At 60.7% G+C, this 15,427-nt stretch carries 15 protein-coding genes; 6 read left to right on the forward strand and 9 right to left on the reverse strand.

Going from position 1 to position 15,427, the window contains the following annotated elements:
• Nucleotides 1-63: 63 nt before the first annotated feature.
• Nucleotides 64-960 (reverse strand): LysR family transcriptional regulator, encoded by an 897-nt coding sequence (locus ACSQ87_RS11580; RefSeq protein ID WP_223433483.1) that lies wholly within the window; start codon nt 958-960, stop codon nt 64-66.
• Nucleotides 961-1,071: 111 nt separating this feature from the next.
• On the opposite strand from ACSQ87_RS11580, the gene ACSQ87_RS11585 reads away from it, so the two are divergent.
• Entirely contained in the window at nt 1,072-1,674 is a 603-nt protein-coding gene (locus ACSQ87_RS11585; RefSeq protein ID WP_223433482.1) for an NADPH-dependent F420 reductase, read from the forward strand.
• 243 nt (nt 1,675-1,917) lie between these two features.
• Here ACSQ87_RS11585 and ACSQ87_RS11590 read toward each other — a convergent pair whose 3' ends face one another.
• The 3 genes from ACSQ87_RS11590 to ACSQ87_RS11600 are packed head-to-tail and all read right to left on the reverse strand — an operon-like array spanning nt 1,918 to nt 4,511.
• Nucleotides 1,918-3,099, reverse strand: coding sequence for an acetyl-CoA C-acetyltransferase (locus ACSQ87_RS11590; protein WP_223433481.1), 1,182 nt, complete (start codon nt 3,097-3,099; stop codon nt 1,918-1,920).
• Nucleotides 3,100-3,110: 11 nt separating this feature from the next.
• Nucleotides 3,111-3,776 (reverse strand): CoA transferase subunit B, encoded by a 666-nt coding sequence (locus ACSQ87_RS11595; RefSeq protein ID WP_010455523.1) that lies wholly within the window; start codon nt 3,774-3,776, stop codon nt 3,111-3,113.
• A gap of 36 nt (nt 3,777-3,812) precedes the next feature.
• Nucleotides 3,813-4,511 (reverse strand): CoA transferase subunit A, encoded by a 699-nt coding sequence (locus ACSQ87_RS11600; protein WP_223433480.1) that lies wholly within the window; start codon nt 4,509-4,511, stop codon nt 3,813-3,815.
• A 151-nt stretch (nt 4,512-4,662) separates the two neighbouring features.
• Here ACSQ87_RS11600 and ACSQ87_RS11605 point away from each other — a divergent pair, with 151 nt between their 5' ends.
• Nucleotides 4,663-5,571 carry a LysR family transcriptional regulator gene (locus ACSQ87_RS11605; protein WP_223433479.1) on the forward strand — a complete coding sequence of 303 codons (909 nt, stop codon included), beginning with the start codon at nt 4,663-4,665 and terminating at the stop codon, nt 5,569-5,571.
• A gap of 152 nt (nt 5,572-5,723) precedes the next feature.
• Here ACSQ87_RS11605 and ACSQ87_RS11610 read toward each other — a convergent pair whose 3' ends face one another.
• Nucleotides 5,724-6,566, reverse strand: a complete 843-nt coding sequence (locus ACSQ87_RS11610) for an NAD-dependent protein deacetylase (protein ID WP_223433478.1) — start codon at nt 6,564-6,566, stop codon at nt 5,724-5,726.
• Between the two features lie 149 nt (nt 6,567-6,715).
• The gene (locus ACSQ87_RS11615; RefSeq protein ID WP_223433477.1) at nt 6,716-7,762 is read right to left on the reverse strand and encodes a class I SAM-dependent methyltransferase; all 1,047 of its coding nucleotides are present in this window, start codon (nt 7,760-7,762) and stop codon (nt 6,716-6,718) included.
• Nucleotides 7,763-8,190: 428 nt separating this feature from the next.
• On the opposite strand from ACSQ87_RS11615, the gene ACSQ87_RS11620 reads away from it, so the two are divergent.
• Genes ACSQ87_RS11620 through ACSQ87_RS11630 form a run of 3 tightly spaced genes read left to right on the forward strand, consistent with a single transcriptional unit; the run spans nt 8,191 to nt 11,141 of the window.
• The gene (locus ACSQ87_RS11620) at nt 8,191-9,525 is read left to right on the forward strand and encodes an acetamidase/formamidase family protein (protein WP_223433660.1); all 1,335 of its coding nucleotides are present in this window, start codon (nt 8,191-8,193) and stop codon (nt 9,523-9,525) included.
• Nucleotides 9,526-9,553: 28 nt separating this feature from the next.
• On the forward strand, nt 9,554-10,393 hold the full coding sequence (locus ACSQ87_RS11625) for an HvfB family MNIO-type RiPP peptide maturase (RefSeq protein ID WP_223433659.1): 840 nt from the start codon (nt 9,554-9,556) through the stop codon (nt 10,391-10,393).
• The gene (locus ACSQ87_RS11630; RefSeq protein WP_223433658.1) at nt 10,386-11,141 is read left to right on the forward strand and encodes an HvfC family RiPP maturation protein; all 756 of its coding nucleotides are present in this window, start codon (nt 10,386-10,388) and stop codon (nt 11,139-11,141) included. Before ACSQ87_RS11625 ends, ACSQ87_RS11630 begins: the two co-directional genes overlap by 8 nt.
• A gap of 24 nt (nt 11,142-11,165) precedes the next feature.
• Here ACSQ87_RS11630 and ACSQ87_RS11635 read toward each other — a convergent pair whose 3' ends face one another.
• Together ACSQ87_RS11635 and ACSQ87_RS11640 are read right to left on the reverse strand one after the other, a co-directional pair.
• Nucleotides 11,166-12,560 (reverse strand): sensor histidine kinase, encoded by a 1,395-nt coding sequence (locus ACSQ87_RS11635; RefSeq protein WP_223433657.1) that lies wholly within the window; start codon nt 12,558-12,560, stop codon nt 11,166-11,168.
• A complete protein-coding gene (locus tag ACSQ87_RS11640; RefSeq protein WP_223433656.1) occupies nt 12,538-13,221 on the reverse strand; it encodes a response regulator transcription factor in 684 nt (227 codons plus the stop codon). The genes ACSQ87_RS11635 and ACSQ87_RS11640 overlap by 23 nt, the downstream gene beginning before the upstream one ends.
• 347 nt (nt 13,222-13,568) lie before the next feature.
• On the opposite strand from ACSQ87_RS11640, the gene ACSQ87_RS11645 reads away from it, so the two are divergent.
• Nucleotides 13,569-14,507, forward strand: coding sequence for a hypothetical protein (locus ACSQ87_RS11645; RefSeq protein WP_223433655.1), 939 nt, complete (start codon nt 13,569-13,571; stop codon nt 14,505-14,507).
• A 298-nt stretch (nt 14,508-14,805) separates the two neighbouring features.
• On the opposite strand, the gene ACSQ87_RS11650 is transcribed toward ACSQ87_RS11645, so the two are convergent.
• The gene (locus tag ACSQ87_RS11650) at nt 14,806-15,417 is read right to left on the reverse strand and encodes a glutathione S-transferase (protein ID WP_223433654.1); all 612 of its coding nucleotides are present in this window, start codon (nt 15,415-15,417) and stop codon (nt 14,806-14,808) included.
• Between the last annotated feature and the right edge of the window lie 10 nt (nt 15,418-15,427).

Consider the following 15,427-nt stretch of genomic DNA (forward strand, 5'->3'; position numbering starts at 1 on the left):
CGGCAACGTTAGCATTGCGGGGGAGTGATTGCTCTATAGAGGTCGTGATTTTGTATACAAATATCAGTTGTGCTTAAACGCCTCGACCACAAAATCAATAAACACCCGGGTCTTGGCCGGCATCAACGTCCGGCTCGGGTAATACAGCGAAATGGGCCCCGCGTCGGCGTGCCAATCGGGCAGCAGGCGCACCAGTTCGCCACGCTGGATATTCGCCAGCACATCCGGCAACACCAGCAGCGTCACGCCCAGGCCGAGTATCGCCGCTTCGCGCATGGCGGCCGGGTCATTGAGCACAATAATTTCATTCAGATTGGCCGGTGCTTCGTTGCCCGCGCCATCGTGCATCAGCCATTGGCGAATCCGCCCGGTACGGGTGCCGCGCATCACAATGCCGGTGTGTCCGGACAGGTCTGCCGGACTGTCGGGCAGGCTGCGTCCTGCGAGGTAGGCGGGGGAGGCGACCGCCACCACATCCGCCGCCGCCAACGTCCGCGACACCACCCCGGGCGTCAATTTGAATCCGCCGCCAATGGCCGCGTCATACCCTTCGGCAATCAAATCCACAGGGCGGTTTTCGAAGTGCCATTCCGGGCGAATCAGCGGGTATCGCGCCAGGAACGCCGGTAGCAGCGGCAAGACATGACCGATGCCAAATGTCGGCGCCAGACTGACCTTGAGCACGCCCGCCGGCTCGCCTTGGTCGCTGCTTACCGCGCTGATCGCTGTCTGCAGCGCTTCCAGATTGCCGCCGATACTCGTCAGAAAGCGTTCCCCGGCTTCGGTCAGGGACAGCTTGCGGGTCGAGCGCTGGAACAGGCGCACGCCGATGTTGCGTTCGAGCATCGCCACGTTGCGGCTGACAGCCGCAGGGGTCAGCGCGAGTACCCGTGCGGCGGCGGAAAAACTGCCGGTCTCGGCGCTGCGGACGAAGGATTCGAGGTTGGCGAGGGTTTCCATGGCAGGTACCTGCTAGTCATGCTTGAAAATCATTCAAAACATTACCCGCTAATCAAGTGCTAATGGCAAGCGCAGTATTCACCCCAACGACAACCCTCGGAGTGAACAACCATGAGCACTATCGGAATCATCGGCGCCGGCGCAATAGGCGCAGCTTTTGCCAGAGCACTGTCGCGTCAAGGCATTGAAGTGGTGATCGCCAACAGCCGTGGCCCGCAAAGCCTGGCTTCGCTGGTGGAAGAACTCGGGCCAACGGCGCGTGCCGGAACCCGCGAGGAGGCCGCCGCACAAGCCATCGTTTTGGTCGCGGTCAACTGGTCGAAGTTGCCGACTGCGCTCGCCGGCCTGCCGGATTTTGGCGGACGGATTGTCATCGATGCCAACAACTCAATCGAGGCACCGTCGTTCAAGGCGGTGGATTTGCAGGGGCGCATGTCCAGTGAAGTGTTTGCCGAATGGGTGCCCGGTGCGCGGGTGGTGAAGGCGTTCAATCACCTTCAGGCGCGTTATCTGGAAAGCGATCCGGCGGCGGAGGGCGGACAGCGGGTGCTGTTTCTCTCGGGTGATGATGCCGATGCGAAAGCTCAAGTGGCGGCGCTGATCGAACAGCTGGGCTTCTTCGGGATTGATCTTGGGGAATTGAGCATCGGGGCGCGGCTGGTGCAGTTTCCAGGCGGGCCGCTGCCGGTGCTGAATCTGGTGAAATTTGCCTGACAACACGAAAAAAGAACCCGGTGCATCTGATGTCAGTCAGCTCATGTAGACGCCGACCACCTGTGGCGAGGGGGCTTGCCCCCGTTGGAGTGCGCAGCGCTCCCCAAAAATCTTCGACAATTGCCGGGATTTTGGGGTTGCTGCGCAACCCAACGGGGGCAAGCCCCCTCGCCACAAGGCACCGGGTGTTTTGCCAGGCGGCGAACGGATATTCGTGGGTCCCCGCGCCGTCTGTTGAACGCTTTACGCCCGTTCGATCGCCAGTGCCACGCCCTGACCACCACCGATGCACAGGGTGGCGAGGCCTTTCTTGGCGTCACGCTTGATCATTTCATGCAGCAGCGTCACCAGTACTCGGCAACCCGACGCACCGATCGGGTGGCCCAGGGCGATAGCGCCGCCGTTGACGTTGACCTTGTTCAGGTCCCATTCCAGGTCCTTGGCCACCGCCAGAGATTGTGCGGCGAAGGCTTCGTTGGCTTCGATCAGGTCCAGTTGGTCGATGGACCAGCCGGCCTTGCCCAGGCAGCGGCGAGTGGCCGACACCGGGCCGATGCCCATGATCGCCGGGTCAACGCCAGCATTGGCGTAAGCGGCGATTTTCGCCAGCACGGGCAGGCCAAGAGCCTTGGCCTTTTCCGCGCTCATCAGGATTACGGCGGCGGCGCCGTCGTTCAGCGACGAGGCGTTACCGGCGGTCACCGAACCGTCCTTCTTGAAGGCCGGTTTCAGTTTGCCCAGTGCTTCGGCGGTGGTGCCGGCGCGTGGTTGCTCATCGGTGGCGAAGGACAGCGGATCACCCTTGCGCTGAGGAATCAGGATCGGCGTGATTTCATCGACAAAACGCCCGGCTTCGATGGCGGCCGTGGCTTTCTGTTGCGAAGCCGCGGCGAAGGCGTCTTGTTGCTCGCGAGTCAGGCTGTATTTTTCAGCCAGGTTCTCGGCAGTGATGCCCATGTGGTAATCGTTGAACGCATCCCACAGGCCGTCGCTGATCATGGTGTCGACGATTTGTGCGTGACCCATGCGCAGACCGGTGCGCGCACCGGGCATGACGTAATTGGACAGGCTCATGTTTTCCTGGCCGCCGGCAATGATCACGTCGGCATCGCCGCAGCGAATCGCTTGAGTGGCCAGATGCAACGCTTTGAGGCCCGAGCCGCAGACCTTGTTCAGGGTCATCGCAGGCACGGTGAAGGGCAGGCCGGCCTTGATCGCGGACTGGCGCGCAGGGTTTTGCCCGGCACCGGCGGTCAACACCTGGCCCATGATCACTTCATCGACTTCAGCAACGTCCAAGCCGGTTTGCGCCAGCAACTGACGGATCACCGCAGCGCCGAGGTCAACTGCGGACACGTTGGCCAGGGCTCCCTGGAAACTACCGATGGCGGTGCGGGTGGCGGCGACAATGACGACTTCTTGCATGGAATGATTCCTCACTGGGCAGCGAACTGCATTTCCGGAACGTGATCCGGCACGATCAGTTTACCGGCGGTCTTGGCGACAATCTCCTCGACGCTGACGCCCGGTGCGCGTTCCTTGAGAATGAACGCGCCATTTTCGATTTCCAGGTAAGCCAGGTCGGTCAGCACGCGTTTGATGCAACCGGCACCGGTCAGCGGCAGGCTGCATTTGGACAGGAGCTTGGACTCACCGTCCTTGGACGCGTGGGTCATGATGACGATGATGTTGTCTGCACCGGCCACCAGGTCCATGGCGCCGCCCATGCCCTTGACCAGTTTGCCGGGAATCATCCACGAGGCGATGTTGCCTTGCACGTCGACTTCAAAGGCGCCCAGCACGGTCAGGTCGACATGACCACCGCGGATCATCGCGAAGGACTCGGCCGAGGAAAAGATCGACGCGCCGATACGCGCGGTCACGGTTTGTTTGCCGGCGTTGATCATGTCGGCATCGATGGTTTCTTCAGTAGGAAAGGGGCCCATGCCGAGCAGGCCGTTTTCCGACTGCAGCATGACTTCCATGCCTTCAGGAATGTAGTTGGCGACCAGGGTCGGAATGCCGATACCCAGGTTCACGTAGAAGCCGTCCTGCATTTCGCGGGCGACGCGTTGAGCCATTTGTTCGCGGGAAAGTGCCATTGTTGTTATTCCTTCATTCGGTCCGGGGGCAGGGGATCACTTACGCACGGTGCGCTGTTCGATGCGCTTCTCGAACGTGCCGCAAATGACCCGGTCGACGTAGATGCCAGGGGTGTGGATCTGCGCCGGGTCCAGCTCGCCGGGTTCGACGATTTCTTCGACTTCGACCACGGTGATCTTGCCGGCAGTGGCGGCCAGCGGGTTGAAGTTCTGGGCGGTGTGGCGGTAGATGACGTTGCCGAAATGGTCGGCTTTCCAGCCTTTGACGATGGCGAAGTCACCGGTGATGGACTCTTCCATCAGGTACTGGCGGCCATGGAATTCGCGGACTTCCTTGCCGTCGGCAACCGGAGTGCCGACGCCGGTGGCGGTGAAGAAAGCGGGAATGCCGGCGCCGCCTGCGCGCATTTTTTCGGCGAGGGTGCCTTGAGGGGTCAGGACCACTTCGATGGCACCGCTGAGCAGTTGCTCCTCGAACATTTTGTTCTCGCCGACGTAGGACGCCACCACCTTGCGGATCTGCCGGTCTTCCAGCAGCACGCCGAGGCCGAAACCGTCGACGCCGCAGTTGTTGGAAACCACGGTGAGGTCACGTGTGCCTTTGCGCTTGATCTCGGCGATGAGGTTTTCCGGGATCCCGCACAGACCGAAGCCGCCGGCGATCACGGTCATGCCGTCTTCAAGACCTGCCAGAGCTTCCTCGTAGGAACTCACGCGCTTGTCGAAACCTGCCATATGCACCTCTTTTATTCTTTGTGGGCGGCTGGCTAGCCGTATGGGGATGGAGTGTCTCGCCGTAGTATTCATTTGTTAAGTTGATTTTTAAGGTTGATTGATAGATAAAACTCACCAATCGATCATCCGTACTACGTTGGAGCCAGTGCTCATGACAGTCAAGCAGATCAGGGCATTTTTGGCCGTGGCCCAGAGTTTGAGTTTTGCCGTGGCCTGCGAGCGGTTGCACCTGTCGCAATCGGCCTTGAGCCTGACCATCAAGGCGCTGGAGGAGGGGCTGGGCGGACGTCTGTTCACCCGCAATACGCGCAATGTGGCGCTGACCGCGGAGGGAGAATCACTGGTGCCACTGGCGCGTCGCCTGATTGCTGACTGGGATAACGCCGAGGATGAGCTGCGCCAACGCTTCACCCTCCAGCGCGGTCGCGTGACGCTGGCGGCGATGCCCTCATTTGCCGGCAACCTGCTGCCGCCGATCCTGAAAACCTTCCGCGCGCGCTATCCCAAGGTCAACGTCACGGTGAATGACGTGATCAACGAGCAGGTGCTGGAAATGGTGCGCGATCGGCAGGTTGAGCTGGGGGTGGCGTTTGAACCGAATCAGAGTTCTTCACTGGCATTCACGCCGTTGTACATGGACCGTTTCGTTGCCGTAGTGCCGAAAGATTCTCCTTTTGCCGAACGGGAAGACATCGATTGGCAAACCTTGCTCAAGGAACCGTTCATCACCTTGCAGCGTCCGTCGACGGTTAGGGTGATGCTTGAAGAACACTTGCAGGCGCGTGGGATGAAATTGCCGGTGGAGTTTGAAAGTCATCAGTTGGCGACGGTTGGGCGGATGGTGGCGAGTGGATTGGGGGTGAGTGCAGTGCCGGCGTTGTGTGTTGGGCAGATGCTGGAACTGGGGGCGCGGTGCATTACCTTGCGTGATCCGGTGGTGGAGCGGGCGATTGGGGTGCTGACGAAGCCAGGGGTGGAACTGTCGGCTGCGGCTCAGGCGTTGTTCGACATTCTGAGAGAACCACCCCCTAACCCTCTCCCCGAGGGGCGAGGGGACTGACCGAGGTGTTCTCGGGAGTTACATCGACCTGAGATACTGAGTCGAACTCAGGACTTGAAAGCACTGGAGATCTGCCCCCTTTCCCCCTCTACCCCGTGGGGAGAGGGCTGGGGTGAGGGGTGGATATAAAGTCGAACTCCGAGCTCAAGACATCATCGATCCAGCCTCTGCGCCAATTCCGGCAAAAGCCGTTCACAAGACCCCTCAATCTTCAAATCAAGAAGGTCATCCGCCCGAGTCTTCCCCAAATTAATCGCAATCAACGGTTTCCCCTGATCCGCCACCGCCCGACACAACCGAAACGCCGAATACGCCATCAACGAAGACCCGACCACCAGCAACCCCGCAGCCTTTTCGACCGCCGCCATCGCCCTGGCCGCCGTCACCTGCGCCACGTTCTCGCCAAAAAACACCACGTCCGGCTTCATCCGTTCACCCGCGCAGTGCGGGCAATGCGGCACCTGAAACCGCGCCTCAAACGCCGCATCCAGCAGCGTGTCACCGTCCGGGGCTTGCACCGCATCCACGCCTGCCAGATACGGATTCTGCGCCTCCATCAATTGCTGGATCGAATCCCGTTCGCTACGCGTCCCGCAGTCCAGGCACAACACCCGGTGCAGGCTGCCGTGAAGTTCGATGACGTCATGGCTGCCGGCCTGGTCGTGCAGGGTGTCGACGTTTTGAGTGATCAGGCCGCTGATCTGCTGCGAACTTTGCAAACGGGCCAAGGCCTCGTGGGCCACGTTCGGCTGAGCCTGGCGCACCCGCGGCCAACCGAGCATCGCCCGCGCCCAATAGCGACGCCGGGATTCGGGGGCGGAGAGGAATTCCTGATACATCATCGGTTGTCGGCCACGCCGCACGCCCTGGTTGTCGCGGTAATCCGGAATGCCCGACGGGGTGCTGATGCCGGCGCCGGTCAGGACCACAAACGGCTGGTCAGCCATTAACTGCTGAAGGTGGTCGAGCTGTTCGCGGATGAGGCTGTCGAGCATGTTCAACACTCCGGTGGACCTGTAGGAGCTGCCGCAGGCTGCGATCTTTTGATCTTCAGCAATTTGAGCATCGTCAAATCAAGATCAAAAGATCGCAGCCTGCGGCAGCTCCTACAGTAAGCAGTCACCCGTCAGCGGTCAGCAATAATTTACTTACGCGCCTCCAGAATCAGGTTGAACGGTGTTTCCGTAGCCCGCCGGAACGTTTTGAACCCCGCCTCGGTGAAGACCTTGCGCAGCCGCGCCTCGCCAGCCTGGGCGCCGAGTCCGAGGCCGACTTCCTGGGACAGCGAGTTCGGGGTGCAGATGAAGGTCGAAGCGGCGTAGAACAAGCGGCCAACCGGGTTGACGTTGTCGTCGAGCGAGTCATTGGCGAACGGTTCTACCAGCAGCACCGTGCCGTCCGGTTTTAGCGCTTCATAAGCGTGCCGCGCCGCGCCCACCGGATCGCCCATGTCATGCAGGCAGTCGAAGTAGCAAACCAGATCATAGTCATCGCCGGGGAAGCTTTTTGCCGTGCCCTGGAAGAATCGCGCACGCCCGGCCACGCCACCTTCTTCGGCGCGCTGGGTGGCGACGGTGACGGAGGGCGCGTGGTAGTCGAAACCGACGAACCGCGAATCCGGAAACGACTGGGCCATGATCACGGTGGATGCGCCGTGGCCGCAGCCGATATCCGCCACTTTGGCGCCAGCCTCCAGTTTGGCGACCACGCCTTCGAGCGCCGGCAGCCATTCAGCGACCAGATGCGCTTTATAACCTGGCCGGAAGAACCGCTCCGTGCCGCTGAACATGCACGGATGGTGATCGCCCCAGGCGAGGGCACCGTCGCCGCGCATGGCGTTGACCAGTTTGTCCTTGTCATGGAAAAACGATGCGACCACCCCGATGCCACCCGCGATATAGACCGGTGAGTCTTCGATCGCCAATGCCATGGCCTGCTCTTCGGGCAGACGGAACTGGCCGTCGCGGTGTTCCATGTAACCGGAAGCGGCGTGGGCGCTGAGCCATTCGCGTATCAGGCGAGGGTTGCAGCCGGTTTTTTCAGCGAGGGCTTCCGGGGTGACTGGCTGACTGTCGGCCATGGCCCGGTACAGTCCGAGCTCTTCGCCGAGGATGACGTTGGCGAGCATCGCCGCGCCGCCCATGTCGTTCACCAGTTTGCCCATGAAATCATTGAGTCTGGCCTCGTCCATCACGTTTGCTCCTTCAGCAGGATCACCGTCCAGAGGCCTTGTTTTTCGAGGCGTTCACCTCTGGACGGTGGTCGTGGGAATGAACAGGACGATAAGCACGCCCTGCGTGCACTAAGTTTAGTCCGGGGTCCGTGCACCGCTGCCTTGAGCGACGAAAGTTATATTTCCCTGACTGACACTGGACCCCTGTGGGAGCGGGCTTGCTCGCGAAGGCGGACCTCCAGTCGACAATGATGTTGCCTGACACACCGCCTTCGCGAGCAAGCCCGCTCCCACAAGGGATTTGTGGCGTGTATTTCACTGTATCTAACTGGCCTCCCGATACACAGCCCGCTAACTCAGGGCCACTGCCGAACACAGGCGAGATACAAACCTGCGATGAACTGCGTAGGCCATTTGGCACCCTATACACCGTGAAGGGGACAACAATGACCACGCTCCTGCCTGAAACCGACCTGAAACCCACCCCCGTCAATCGCCTGCGCGTCGACCAATACACCAGCGGCATCATCGGCCCAAGCCAGCCGATGCTCGGGCCACTGGCCGACGGCGGCACCCTGATCACCGGTACACCGCCGGGCTGCTGGGGGCCGATGATCACGCCGGCCTTCGAGGGTGGCCACGAAGTGACGCAACCGGTGGCCATCGCCGGTGCGGAAATCGGCGACGCGGTGGCGATCAAGATCAAAAGCATGCGCGTCACCTCACTTGCCACCTCGTCCGGGGTGATGAAATTCGTTGAAGGTCGCTACCACGGCGATCCGTTCGTCTCCAAATTCTGCGCCAAGTGCGGCACCGAACACCCGGCCAGCCATGTCGAAGGCATCGGCGAAGACGCGATTCGCTGTAACACCTGTGGCGCCGAAGTCAGTGCATTCCGTTTCAGCCACGGCTACGTGATCGTGTTCGATGCGCAGAACCAGGTCAGCCTGACCGTCAATCAGGACGTCGCCAATCAACTGGCCGGTAACGCAGCCGAGATGTCGGCGCTGCCGGAATTCGCCGCGCAACATTCGATCCTGTCCCTGGCGCGCGCCGACATCCCCGGCGTCGCGGCGCACATGCGGCCGTTCCTCGGCAACATCGGCACCACACCGTCGCGTGATTTGCCCGACTCCCATAACTGCGCCGATTTCGGCCAATACCTGATCGGCGCGCCGCACCGCTTTGGCATGACCCGCGAAGAACTGCACGCGGCCAAGACTGACGGTCACATGGACACCAACTCGATCCGCGAGGGCTGCGTGTTGATCTGCCCGGTCAAGGTGCCAGGCGCCGGCGTGTACATGGGCGACATGCACGCCCAGCAGGGCAACGGCGAGATCGCCGGGCATGCCACCGATTGCTCCGGGGAAACCGAAGTGGTGGTGGAAGTGGTGAAGCACCTGACGCTGGAAGGGCCGATTCTGCTGCAAAACCTTGACGACTTGCCGCCCATGGCCCGGCCGATGAATGCCCAGCAGCGGCAGAAAGTCCGCGAACTGGGCGAGCGCTGGGGTCAGCACGAGATCGAGCAGAGCGGGCCGATCACCTTTATCGGCAGCGGCGAGAACCTCAACGTCGCGGTAGAGAACGGCTTGAAACGCGCCGCCTCGGTCACCGGTCTGCCGTACGACGAAGTACTCAACCGCGCGACCATCACCGGTTCGATCGACATCAGCCGCTTGCCGGGCACCATCCGCGTGACGTTCCTGTGCCCGATGACCGTGCTGGATCGCATCGGCATTGGCCATCTGGTGCGCGAGAAGTACGACCTGGCGTAACGCGCTGACAATCATTGAGATCGACATCATGCACACCCCCATCACATCAGCGAAGGCGACCGTCGGGCTCGGTTTGCGTCGCGGTTTAATGAAAGACCTTCAAGCCGCCCGCGTGGGCGATTTCGATTTTCTGGAAGTCGCGCCGGAGAACTGGATCGGCATCGGCGGCGCTCATGGCCATGCTTTGCGTGCCCTGGCCGAGCGTTATCCGTTGTCCTGTCATGGCTTGTCCCTGTCTTTGGGCGGCCCGGCCCCGCTGGACGTCGGGTTTCTGCAAGAAGTCCGGGTTTTCCTCGATCACTACAAGGTGCCGCTGTACAGCGAACACTTGAGCTACTGCAGCGATGACGGTCACCTTTACGACCTTCTGCCGCTGCCCTTTACCGAAGATGCGGTGCATCACGTCGCCGCACGAATTCGCCAGGCCCAGGACATTCTCGGTCGGCGCCTGGCGGTGGAAAACGTCTCCTACTACGCCGCGCCACAGCAAGACATGGACGAGGTGACCTTCACCAACGCGGTGCTGCGCGAAGCCGATTGCGACCTGCTGCTGGACGTCAACAACGTCTACGTCAACTCGATCAATCACGGTTTCGATCCGCAGACCTTTCTGGCCAGCATCGATTCGGGCCGGGTGGTGGCCATGCACGTAGCCGGGCATTTCGATGAGTCCGATACCTTGAAAATCGACACCCACGGCGCTTCGGTCAAACCGGTGGTCTGGTCGTTGCTGGCTGAGGCTTACGCTCGATTCGGCGCGCAGCCAACACTGCTGGAACGGGATTTCAACTTTCCGGCATTTTCCGAACTGGTGGCCGAATTGCAGACCATTCGCCGCCTGCAAACCGAGGGGGTGAACCGTGGATAAGCCGAGTCTGTTTCAGCAGCAAAACACCCTGGGCCTTTACCTGCGCGATCCCGATCATTGCGCGCCACCGGCCGGGATGGACGTGACACGGGCGCAGGTTTACCGCGACCTGATTTTCGCGAACCTGTCGTCATTGCTCAGCGGGACTTTTCCGGTGCTGATCAAGATTCTCGGCGATGAACACTGGCGTTCACTGGTACGGATTTTCCTGCGCGACTACCGCGCGCACACGCCGAAATTCGGCGAGATCGCCAAGGAGTTTGTCGAGTTCCTGGCCTCGGAACCGCAAGCGTTGACCGAAGGGTCGTGGCCGCCGTTCATGGTGGAGCTGGCGCATTACGAGTGGATCGAGATGGCGTTGCAGCAGTCCGAGGCTGAACCGTTGCCGCTGAGCGATGCCGGGTTGTTGCTCGACCGACCGTTGCAGGTTTCGCCGCTGGCCTGGCCGTTGGCGTATGCCTGGCCGGTGCAGTTGGTGGGGCCGGATTATCAACCGGAGACAGCGCCGGCTCAGCCGACATTGCTGCTGGTGCGTCGGGCTGAGGACTGGAGTGTGAAGTTTTCCGCACTGAGCCCGTTGGCCTGGCGGTTGTTGCAGCGGATTGAGGAATTTCCCCAACTGGACGGGCGTGAGCAACTGGAAGGATTGGCGGTGGAGGCCGGGATGGCTGGGTCGCCGGAGTTTATGGAAAGTGGGGCGGTGTTGTTGCGGCAGATGCATGAAGAGGGGGTGGTGGGCTTGGCATGATCGTTCCCTCGCGCGTGGGAACGATCAAGCGGGGGGAATCAAGCTTTGCTGGCAATCCAGTACTAACCGCGCACCGCCGAGTTCACTAGTACCGACTTCAAGCGTAAACCCATGCAAGCCCACAATCGCCGCAACGATCGACAGCCCCAACCCGAACCCGCTTTTCTGATTACCACCATCGGCACGATAAAAGCGCTGGAACACTGCCTCCCGCTCTGCCTCCGGAATCCCGGACCCCGAATCGAGCACTTCAATCCGCGTATGTCCCCCTTCATTGATCCCACGCAAAATCACCTCGCCATCCGGCGGCGTGAACTTGATCGAGTTGCTCAGCAGGTTCGCCACCGCTTCGAATAGCAACGCGCGGTCGCCATTCAGTGGCGGCAAGACGTCAGGCAGTTGCAGCTTGAACACCAGTTCGCCTTCTTCCGCCAACGGCAGATAAAAGTCGTGCAGCTCTTGCAGCAACGGCACCGGATCCAGCTGCACAAAACCCGAGCGGCGCTGACGATCTTCCAGCTCGGAAATCCGCAACAACCCTCGAAAGCGCGCCATCAAGGTGTCCGCTTCACCGAGCACTGAGTCCAGTTGCACCGCCAGCGTCGAACCCTCATCAGCCTGTTGCTGAATCCGGTACAGCTGCGCCCGCAGGCGCGTCAACGGCGTGCGCAGGTCGTGGGCGATGTTGTCGCAGACGCCTTTCACCTCGTTCATCAAGCGTTCAATACGTTCGAGCATGGCGTTGACGATGGCGGCGAGCATGTCCAGCTCATCGCGGCGATTGGACAATGGCAGGCGACGGGTCAGGTCGCCGGCGACGATGGCCTCGGCGCTGGCCTGAATCGCACGAATCCGCCGCAACGGACGCCGTCGCAACAGGTGCCAACCAGCGATACCGGGCAAGATGGTCAGTGTCACACCCCATAACAATGCGTGAAGAATGATCCGGGTCACGGCAAACAACGAACCATTATCCCGCACCAGCACGAGCCAGCGACCGTCCTTTGTCTGGGTCGCTACCGCGTCGCAACTGTCGGCGGGCAGGCTTGGGTCGTCAGAATCGGCGCAGTCGCCAAGCATGTGAATCTTGCCATCCAGCGGCAGGCCTTCGGGCATGTGACGCAGCGCTCCGCTGAGGTAGCGGTGCTGAGTATCGAACAGGCCATAAGCGTCGATGCCGCGAATGTCGAAGGTCATGCTGACGGCGAGGGCGTCCGTCAATTGTTCGCCCTGAAAGTGCGAAAACAAATGCTGGCGTTGCATCAGCGAGTGTTTGGCCAGGTTGTCCAGGTAAGCGGAAACCTCGTAGTACATGACCCCCATGAGAATCCCGCTCCAGAGCACGAACAGCGAACTGTAGAGCGCCAGCAGACGGCTGCTGGATGAACGCCAGCCGTTAGAGGGGTTCAGCAATGACATAACCCGAGCCTCGCACGGTCCGAATCAGTGGGACATTGCCTGGCGGGTCAATCTTTTTGCGCAGCCGGCCGATGTGCACGTCGATCAGGTTGGTGCCGGGGTCGAAGTGGTAACCCCAGACCTCTTCGAAAATCATCATCCGCGACAGAATCTGCCCGGTGTTGCGCATCAGGAATTCCAGCAACTTGTACTCGGTGGGCAGCAGCGTCAGCAAATGGCCGTCGCGGCTGGCTTCATGGCTGATCAGGTTCAGCTCCAGATCCGCCACCCGCAACGTGGTGGCCTGGGCGGTCACGGTGTTCTGCCGGCGCAGCAGGACTTCGACCCGGGCGGCCATTTCATCGGTGGCGAACGGTTTGGTCAGGTAATCGTCACCGCCCGCGCGCAAGCCGCGCACACGCTCATCGACGTCGGAGAGGGCGCTGATCATCAGAATCGGTGTGGCCACGCCCATGGTCCGCAACGTGGTGACAATCGCCAGACCATCGAGCTCGGGCAGCATGCGATCAAGGGTGATCAGGTCGTAGTTGCCGCTGACCGCGCGCGCCAGACCTTCGCGGCCGTTGTCGACCCAATCCACGTCGAGGCCGTGGCTGCTCAGTTCGGCGACGATTTCCCGGGCGGTCACGGCGTCGTCTTCGATGGTCAAGATGCGGGTCATAGGGCGGGCCTGGTTAGGAGTACTCAACGTTGAGCGGCATTTTGCCAAGAAATGATGGCAGGCTTTCTAAATAAAACTTCATGTACAACGAAAAGATCGCGTTCGAAATGTAGGAGCTGCCGCAGGCTGCGATCTTTTGATCTTTCCATTTAAAACACCGTTTCTGGTCAATGCATAAAACCCGCCGCTACAGACAGTTCCTTGCAAATTGCATGGACATTGGAAGTTCAAACTTTATAAATCATTGAAATCCAGAGTCTTATTTAAAGTTGGTGACTGGCACGGTGACTGCAATTCCTCCGTTGAAGAGTTGTAACACCATCCTTCCTGCCTGGAGCGATATAACAATGAATAGATCCTCTGATGGTTTCTATCCTGCCTTCGAAGAAACGAGCACGCTCTCTGGTGTGTCCTGGGGAGCGATCTTCGCGGGGGCCGCTGCTGCGGCGGCGTTGTCGTTGATTCTCGTGCTGCTCGGCTTTGGCCTGGGTTTTTCGGCGGTATCGCCGTGGGCCAATGAAGGGGTGAGCGCCAAGGGCCTGGGCATTTCAACGATTGTCTGGCTGGCCGTTACGCAAATCGTCGCTTCCGGGCTTGGCGGTTACATCGCCGGTCGTCTGCGGGTGAAGTGGGCGTACATGCACGGTGATGAGGTTTACTTCCGTGACACCGCCCATGGTTTCCTGGCCTGGTGCGTGGCGACGCTGGTGACGGCGACGTTGGTGGTCGGCTCGGTCGGCAGCCTTGTCAGCGGTGGCGTGCAGGCCGGGGCGAGCGTGGTTGGCGGCGCCGCGAGTGCCGCGACTCAAGCTGCCGGTGCGGCTGCCGGCAACACTGACGGTGACCCGTACGGTTACTTCGTCGACAGTCTGTTCCGCGATGACCGCCCGGTGGCGGTCAGTGATGACGCCGTTCGTGGCACCGTGACGCGCATCTTCGTGCGCAGCCTGAGCAACGACGGTCAACTGGCTGCCGAAGACCGCATCTACCTGGCGCAACTGGTTGCCCAACGGACCAACCTCACTCAAGCGGACGCGGAACGTCGCGTTGATGAAGTGTATGCCCGCACGCAAAAAGCCGTGGCCGACGCCAAACTCGCCGCCCAACAAGCCGCCGACACCGCCGCCAAAGTCGCTGCGTGGGCTTCGTTGTGGATGTTCATTGCGCTACTGATCGGTGCGTTTTTCGCCAGCCTCGCTGCCACCTTTGGTGGCCGTCGTCGGGATGCCGTGGTGTATCTGGAATCCGACGCTTACGTGACCACCACTTCACTGCCTGTTCGCTAACCCAGGAGAACTACCATGCGCTCACTACTGCTGTTCTTTCTCGGCGTACCGATCCCGATCATCATCCTGATCGCCCTGTTCATGCACTGACTTACGCTGGGGCAATGCCTCTGCCGCTTCTGCCTTTGGTGGAAGCGGCGTTTTTGTGTGAGCGTACTGGCAGCCACCTAGATGTTGAATGTGACTGCCTCTTCGCGAGCAAGCCCGCTCCCACAGTTGACCGCGTTCTCCTGTGGGAGCGGCGGTGCGACGATTCGACTTGCTCGCGAAGGGGCCAGATTAGGCGCTCTCAATCTATCTATTCGATCGGTGTACTCACAAACACCTCAAGCCCCTCGGCATATTCGGTAAACGCACTGATCTGTGGAAACCGATTCACATCCACCTGATCCGGCACCACCAGATTGGTGAAACTCCACGCCACCGCCAACGTAATTCCGTCTTGAGCAATCGTCCCGTCAGTCTTCAGCGGCTGCATTTCCAGCTCCCGTTCCAGCGCCGAATACGCCGCCGCCAATTGTCCTTCGACCCGCTCCACCCACGGTTCAAACTGAATCTCCGCTGGCCGCAGGTTGCGTTCGTAGTAGAGCTGCACGGACTTTTCGCACGCCGCCAGCCCCAGACCGATCAGGCGCAATGAGCGCAGGCGTTGAGCGAGATCGCTGGGCATCAGGCTGTTGCCAGGACCGGCCAAGGCTTCCAGATAATCGATGATCAGCGTCGAGTCGATCAGCACCTCGCCGTCGTCGAGCACCAGGGTGGGCGCCTTGACCACCGGGTTGATCTGCTGGAATTGCTCGAAATGCCGAAACACCGAAACCGACTGGTGTTCCAGCGGGATGCCAAGGCGTTTGGCAGAGATGGCGACGCGCCGCACATAGGGTGAATCCAGCATGCCGATCAGCTTCATTGAACCGCTC

The organism is Pseudomonas sp. LjRoot277, from assembly GCF_964253845.1.
In the GTDB taxonomy this organism is placed as follows: Bacteria; Pseudomonadota; Gammaproteobacteria; order Pseudomonadales; family Pseudomonadaceae; genus Aquipseudomonas.

Bases quoted from the DNA above. Each gene is read 5' to 3' on its own strand.
- ACSQ87_RS11580 (WP_223433483.1), bottom strand. From the start codon at position 960: ATGGAAACCCTCGCCAACCTCGAATCCTTCGTCCGCAGCGCCGAGACC.
- ACSQ87_RS11585 (WP_223433482.1), top strand. From the start codon at position 1,072: ATGAGCACTATCGGAATCATCGGCGCCGGCGCAATAGGCGCAGCTTTT.
- ACSQ87_RS11590 (WP_223433481.1), bottom strand. From the start codon at position 3,099: ATGCAAGAAGTCGTCATTGTCGCCGCCACCCGCACCGCCATCGGTAGT.
- ACSQ87_RS11595 (WP_010455523.1), bottom strand. From the start codon at position 3,776: ATGGCACTTTCCCGCGAACAAATGGCTCAACGCGTCGCCCGCGAAATG.
- ACSQ87_RS11600 (WP_223433480.1), bottom strand. From the start codon at position 4,511: ATGGCAGGTTTCGACAAGCGCGTGAGTTCCTACGAGGAAGCTCTGGCA.
- ACSQ87_RS11605 (WP_223433479.1), top strand. From the start codon at position 4,663: ATGACAGTCAAGCAGATCAGGGCATTTTTGGCCGTGGCCCAGAGTTTG.
- ACSQ87_RS11610 (WP_223433478.1), bottom strand. From the start codon at position 6,566: ATGCTCGACAGCCTCATCCGCGAACAGCTCGACCACCTTCAGCAGTTA.
- ACSQ87_RS11615 (WP_223433477.1), bottom strand. From the start codon at position 7,762: ATGGACGAGGCCAGACTCAATGATTTCATGGGCAAACTGGTGAACGAC.
- ACSQ87_RS11620 (WP_223433660.1), top strand. From the start codon at position 8,191: ATGACCACGCTCCTGCCTGAAACCGACCTGAAACCCACCCCCGTCAAT.
- ACSQ87_RS11625 (WP_223433659.1), top strand. From the start codon at position 9,554: ATGCACACCCCCATCACATCAGCGAAGGCGACCGTCGGGCTCGGTTTG.
- ACSQ87_RS11635 (WP_223433657.1), bottom strand. From the start codon at position 12,560: ATGTCATTGCTGAACCCCTCTAACGGCTGGCGTTCATCCAGCAGCCGT.
- ACSQ87_RS11640 (WP_223433656.1), bottom strand. From the start codon at position 13,221: ATGACCCGCATCTTGACCATCGAAGACGACGCCGTGACCGCCCGGGAA.
- ACSQ87_RS11645 (WP_223433655.1), top strand. From the start codon at position 13,569: ATGAATAGATCCTCTGATGGTTTCTATCCTGCCTTCGAAGAAACGAGC.
- ACSQ87_RS11650 (WP_223433654.1), bottom strand. From the start codon at position 15,417: ATGAAGCTGATCGGCATGCTGGATTCACCCTATGTGCGGCGCGTCGCC.